Source organism: Oscillibacter sp. KLE 1745 (assembly GCF_000469445.2).
In the GTDB taxonomy this organism is placed as follows: domain Bacteria; phylum Bacillota; class Clostridia; order Oscillospirales; family Oscillospiraceae; genus Oscillibacter; species Oscillibacter welbionis.
This window is the reverse complement of the sequence record NZ_KI271688.1, coordinates 10,070-15,891: the sequence shown is the minus strand read 5'-3', so window position 1 is coordinate 15,891 and position 5,822 is coordinate 10,070. Positions and strand designations below refer to the sequence as shown.

General features: G+C 62.7%; 5 protein-coding genes. All 5 read left to right on the top strand.

The genetic code is table 11. The features are described from left to right. The first annotated feature begins 158 nt into the window (after nt 1–158). The 5 genes from dnaK (at nt 159) to HMPREF1546_RS03380 (ending at nt 5,780) form a co-directional block, all read left to right on the top strand. Complete coding sequence (dnaK, locus tag HMPREF1546_RS03400) at nt 159–2,012, top strand: molecular chaperone DnaK (protein ID WP_036629725.1); 1,854 nt, start codon at nt 159–161, stop codon at nt 2,010–2,012. A gap of 197 nt (nt 2,013–2,209) precedes the next feature. Beyond that, a complete protein-coding gene (gene dnaJ / locus HMPREF1546_RS03395) occupies nt 2,210–3,349 on the top strand; it encodes a molecular chaperone DnaJ (protein ID WP_021748252.1) in 1,140 nt (379 codons plus the stop codon). A 7-nt stretch (nt 3,350–3,356) separates the two neighbouring features. After that, nucleotides 3,357–4,166, top strand: a complete 810-nt coding sequence (locus HMPREF1546_RS03390) for a histidinol-phosphatase HisJ family protein (protein WP_021748253.1) — start codon at nt 3,357–3,359, stop codon at nt 4,164–4,166. Between the two features lie 95 nt (nt 4,167–4,261). Beyond that, on the top strand, nt 4,262–4,699 hold the full coding sequence (gene rpiB, locus HMPREF1546_RS03385; protein ID WP_021748254.1) for a ribose 5-phosphate isomerase B: 438 nt from the start codon (nt 4,262–4,264) through the stop codon (nt 4,697–4,699). A gap of 37 nt (nt 4,700–4,736) precedes the next feature. After that, complete coding sequence (locus HMPREF1546_RS03380) at nt 4,737–5,780, top strand: putative glycoside hydrolase (protein ID WP_021748255.1); 1,044 nt, start codon at nt 4,737–4,739, stop codon at nt 5,778–5,780. The last annotated feature ends 42 nt before the right edge of the window (nt 5,781–5,822 follow it).

Genomic DNA, 5,822 nt, shown 5'->3' with positions numbered 1-5,822 from the left:
GGCGTGTGCGCCCAAGGCGCACGAGCCAACGTGTTTTTGTCAGGCATATATCCTGACAAATCATTGCAATGGATTCGCCTGGGGGGAATGAAAACAACAATCGCAAATTTTTATTTGTTGAGATAGAATTATTTGATCATAAATTGGAGGCAATCATTATGTCTAAGGTTATCGGTATCGACTTAGGTACGACAAATAGCTGTGTGGCCGTCATGGAGGGCGGCGAGGCTGTGGTCATCCCCAATGCGGAGGGCAACCGGACCACCCCGTCCGTGGTGGCTTTCTCCAAGACCGGCGAGCGCATGGTGGGTCAAGTGGCTAAACGCCAGGCCATTACCAATCCGGACCGCACCATCTCTTCCATCAAGCGGGAGATGGGCAGCGATTATAAAGTGACCATTGACAGCAAGAGCTACACCCCCCAGGAGATCAGCGCCATGATCCTCCAGAAGCTGAAGGCGGACGCTGAGGCCTATCTGGGCAGCACAGTCACCGAGGCGGTCATCACGGTTCCCGCCTACTTCACCGACTCCCAGCGCCAGGCCACCAAGGACGCCGGCAGGATCGCCGGCTTGGACGTGAAACGCATCATCAACGAACCTACCGCCGCGGCCCTGGCCTACGGCGTGGATAAGGAACAGAGCCAGAAGATCATGGTGTACGACCTGGGCGGCGGCACGTTCGATGTGTCCATCCTGGACATCGACGACGGCGTGATCGAGGTCCTGGCCACCGCCGGTAACAACCGCCTGGGCGGCGATGACTTCGACGAGTGCATCATGAAGTGGCTGGTCAGCGAGTTCAAGCGCACCGACGGCGTGGACCTGTCCACCGACCGAGTGGCTATGCAGCGGCTGAAGGAGGCCGCCGAGAAGGCCAAGATCGAGCTCTCCGGCGTCACCACCAGCAACATCAACCTGCCCTATATCACCGCCGACGCCAACGGCCCCAAGCACCTGGACGTGACCCTGTCCCGGGCCAAGTTCAATGAGCTGACCGCCCATCTGGTGGACGCCACCATGGGCCCCGTGCGCCAGGCCATGTCCGACGCGGGCCTGAAGCCCAGTGACCTGAGCAAGGTCCTGCTGGTGGGCGGCTCCAGCCGGATCCCCGCCGTGCAGGAGGCCGTGAAGAACTTCACCGGCAACGAGCCCTTCAAGGGCATCAACCCCGACGAGTGCGTGGCCATGGGCGCCGCCCTGCAGGCGGGCGTCCTCACCGGCGACGTGAAGGGGCTGCTGCTGCTGGATGTCACACCCCTGTCCCTGGGCATTGAGACCATGGGCGGCGTGTTCACCAAGCTGATCGACCGGAACACCACCATCCCCGTGAAGAAGAGCCAGATCTTCTCCACCGCCGCTGACAACCAGACCAGCGTGGAGGTCAACGTCCTCCAGGGTGAGCGGGAGATGGCCGCGGCCAACAAGTCCCTGGGTCGCTTTCACCTGGACGGCATCGCCCCGGCCCGCCGCGGCGTGCCCCAGATCGAGGTGACTTTCGACATCGACGCCAACGGCATCGTCAACGTCTCCGCCAAGGACCTGGGCACCGGCAAGGAGCAGCATATCACCATCACTTCCTCCTCCAACATGAGCAAGGAGGACATTGAGAAGGCCGTCAAGGAGGCGGAGCAGTATGCTGCCCAGGACAAGAAGCTGAAGGAGGAGGTCGAGGTCCGCAACCAGGCCGACCAGATGGTCTACCAGAGCGAGAAGACCCTCTCCGAGATGGGCGACAAGATCCCTGCCGATGACAAGAGCAAGGTCCAGGCCGGAATCGACAAGCTGAAGGAGGTTCTGAAAGGCACGGATACCGCTGCCATCAAGACCGCTACCGACGAGTTGACCCAGGCCTTCTACGCCGTCAGCGAGAAGCTGTATCAGCAGGCCAATCCCCAGGGGGCCCAGGGCGGCGCCCAGCAGCAGGCCGGCCCCGACGCCGGCACCCAGCAGGGCCAGTATTATGACGCCGACTACAAGGTGGTCGACGATGACGAGAATAACAAGAAGTGATCAGATGCCATGCGGCCGCGCGGGCGGGGGACACCCCCGCCTGCGCGGCACGCTCTCATGAATTAGGAATTAGAAATCAGGAATGAGGAATTGAGGTGTCCGGCGGAGCCGGACGGATTTCAATTCATCCGCCGGGAGCGGATTCCACAATTCCTAATTCCTAACTCCCCATTCCTAATTGAAAAGTTGGTGATTCTATGGCAGAACAGAAACGCGATTACTACGAGGTCCTGGGGGTTTCCCGGGGAGCCTCTGAGGATGAGATCAAAAAGGCCTATAAAAAAATGGCCCGGAAGTATCACCCGGACCTGAATCCGGGGGACAAGACGGCGGAGGAGAAGTTCAAGGAGGTCAACGAGGCCTATGAGGTCCTCTCCGACGCGGACAAGAAGGCCCGGTACGACCAGTACGGCCATGCGGGCGTTGACCCCAACTTCGGCGCCGGGGGCTTCGGCGGTGGATTCGACGGGAGCTTCGACTTCGGCGACCTGGGGGACATCTTCGGCAGCTTTTTCGGCGGCGGCTTCGGCGGCGGGCGGCGCACCAATCCCAACGCCCCCCAGCGGGGCGAGAGCATCCGCATGTCCATCGCCATCAGCTTCGAGGAGGCGGCCTTCGGCTGTGAGAAGGCAGTCACCGTGGAGCGGTATGAGACCTGCGACACCTGCCACGGCAACGGCTGTGCCCCCGGCACGTCGCCGGAGGTGTGCCCGGACTGCCACGGCACCGGGACAGTCCAGGTCCGGCGGCAGACGCCCATGGGCGTGTTCGCCACCTCCTCCCCCTGCCCCAAGTGCGGCGGCAAGGGGCGGATTATCCACCAGCCCTGCAAGGACTGCCGGGGCAGTGGTATGGTGCGCAAGAAAAAGACCATTCAGGCCAGCATTCCCGCCGGCATCGACAACGGGCAGACCATCTCCATCCGTGGACAGGGCAACGCCGGCAAGAACGGCGGCCCGGCGGGCGACCTGCTGATTACCATTACGGTCCGGCCTCACGAGCTGTTCCGGCGGGAGGGCACCTCCGTCCTGTGCGAGGCGCCCATCACCTTCACCCAGGCGGTGCTGGGTGCGGAGCTGGAGATCCCCACCATCGACGGCAAAGTGAAGTATACCCTGCCGGAGGGCACCCAGTCCGGCACCACCTTCCGCCTGAAGGGCAAGGGCATCCCCTCCATCAACGGCCGGGGGCGGGGCGACCAGTATGTCACCGTCTACATTGAAACCCCCAAAAATCTGAACAAGGAGCAGAAGGAAGCGCTGAAGAAGTTCGCCGAGACCATGGGCGAGAGCAATTACGAGGAGCAGAAGAAGTTCTTCAAGAAGTTCAAAAAGTGAGGCACGTATGTATTTAGCCGACTACCACGTCCACTCCCGCATCTCACCGGACGCCTCCGCCTCCATGCAGGAGATGGCGGAGGCGGCCATCCGGCTGGGGTTTCAGGAGATCTGCTTCACAGACCATGTGGAGCCCATCCGGTTCGGCACCACCGAACCCCGGGGGGCCTATGACTGGGATCCCATGATTGCGGAGTTCCGCGCCGCCCGGACGGCGGTGGAGGACCGGATCACGTTGCGCCTGGGCGCGGAGCTGGGAGACGCCGTGTGGGGCATCAGGCGGATGGAGTCCATGCTGGCGGAGGCCCCGCCGCTGGACTTTCTCATCGGCTCCATCCACACCCTGTCGGAGAAGATGGAGGGCCGGGACCTGTATTTCCTTACCCCGCGGGATGAACAGGAAGCGCGGGACTGCCTTGCCGACTACCTGGGCCAGGTGCGGAAGCTCGCGGAGTGGGGGCGATTCCAGGTACTGGGCCATCTGACGCTGCCCCTGCGGTATTTGAACGAGAACCGGGGGATGCATGTCAGCTTCGACGGGTTCGAGGAGGAGATCGCGGAGATCTTCCGCCTCATCATCCCCAAGGGCATCGGGATCGAGCTCAACACCAACCGGGGCAACACCCCGCTGCCGGACGAAAAGTGGCTGCGGCTGTACCGCTCCCTGGGCGGCGAGATCGTCACCCTGGGGACGGATGCCCACACGCCGGGGTTTGTGGGCTGTGCCGTCCGGGAGGGGCAGGCGCTGCTGCGGGCCTGCGGATTCCGCCGTTTTGCCGCCTTCCGGCAGGGGAAACCGGTGTGGCATGAATTGTGATTTGCTTTTCAGGGGAAAACTGGCTATAATAAATCCATTCCAGCCCCATTCCTCTCCGAATGGGATGACTTGATTTGAAAAGGAGAACGATCACCATGAAAATCGCTCTGGGTTCTGATCACGGCGGCTACGCGCTGAAATGCGACATCATCCAGCTTCTGGAGAAGCTGGGCCATGAATACAAGGACTTCGGCTGCTACTCGACGGAGAGCTGCGACTACCCCGACTTCGGCGAGGCGGCGGCCCGGGCTGTGGCCTCCGGCGAGTATGATCGGGGCATCGTCATCTGCACCACCGGCATCGGCATCTCCATTGCCGCCAACAAGGTGCAGGGTATCCGCTGCGCCCACTGCGCCGACTCCCTGGAGGCGGAGATGACCCGCCGCCACAACGACGCCAATATGCTGGCCATCGGCGCGGGGTTCACCGGCAAGAACCTGGCGGAGCGGATGGTGGAGGTGTTCCTCTCCACGGACTTTGAGGGTGGCCGGCATGAGCGGCGCGTGAACAAGCTCAACGCCATCCAGCCCTGACGGGCAGGGGCAATCTCCTGGAGAAGAGGTGACGGACATGGGAGGCACCAAGGGCTACCGGAGCTACCGGGGCAGGACCTCCAAGGGGAAGATCGCGCTGGCAGTGCTGCTGGTGCTCATCATCCTGGCGGCGGTGGGCTTTCTATGGCTGCAGGAGTATATCGTCTACGATAGGGACGGCAGCTTCCACCTGGAGTTGCCCTGGAAGACGGAGACGCCCCCCGCGGAAGAGGAAGTGCCCCCAGAGGACGTAGAGATTACCATTCAGGAGCCGGAGAAGCCGAAGGCTCTGGCTGCCTTCTCTGCTTCCGCCGCGCCGCTGACCCAGGCGGGCTGGAAAGATGCCTGTCTGGGAGCATCTGTGATGTCTGCTCCCGCCTATAACGCTGCTGCCGTCACGCTGAAAGACAGCACCGGACACATCTACTTTGCTGCCACTGGCGCCGCGGCCGGCACCGTGAGCACGGCGGAGGACACGGCGGCGGCTCTGGCGGAGGTGACGGAAAGCAGTTACCACTCCATCGCCCGGATGAGCTGCTTCCTGGACCCCATTGCCGCCCGCGCGGACGTGGAGGGCATGGGACTGAAGAACACCGGCGGCTATATCTTCTACGACGGGAACAACGGAAACTGGCTGGATCCCAGCAAGCCGGCGGCCCGGCAGTACCTGTGCACCCTGGCGGCGGAGCTGGCACAACAGGGTTTTGATGAAATCCTGCTAACGGATGTGGGCTATCCCACAGTAGGGAAGCTGGACAAGATCGACTACAACGGCGCCGACCGGGCGGCCAGCATCCGGCTGTTCCTGGAGGAGCTGCGCAGCGCTCTGGGTGAGTATGGTGTGGCTGTCTCCATTGAGCTGCCGCCGGAGGTCATCACCTCCGGCGCCGACGACACTGCCGGCCTGGTACTCTCGGATATCGCCCCGCTGGTGGACCGAGTCTACGCCGTCGCCACGGTTGACCAGATCCCCGCGCTGGAAGCGGCGGTCAGTGCCGCCGGTGAGGACACGGACTTCGTGGCGGAGCTAACGGGCCACAGCCCTGATGTGACCGGCAGCTGCCTGATCCTTGCAGATTGAAGACAGATGAAGAGGAGAGCGCCCGTGCCGATTGGCACGGGC

What these genes read in the sequence shown, in the direction of transcription:
- HMPREF1546_RS03390 (WP_021748253.1), top strand. Translation starts at nt 3,357, where the DNA reads ATGTATTTAGCCGACTACCACGTCCACTCCCGCATCTCACCGGACGCC.
- rpiB (WP_021748254.1), top strand. Translation starts at nt 4,262, where the DNA reads ATGAAAATCGCTCTGGGTTCTGATCACGGCGGCTACGCGCTGAAATGC.
- HMPREF1546_RS03380 (WP_021748255.1), top strand. Translation starts at nt 4,737, where the DNA reads ATGGGAGGCACCAAGGGCTACCGGAGCTACCGGGGCAGGACCTCCAAG.
- dnaK (WP_036629725.1), top strand. Translation starts at nt 159, where the DNA reads ATGTCTAAGGTTATCGGTATCGACTTAGGTACGACAAATAGCTGTGTG.
- dnaJ (WP_021748252.1), top strand. Translation starts at nt 2,210, where the DNA reads ATGGCAGAACAGAAACGCGATTACTACGAGGTCCTGGGGGTTTCCCGG.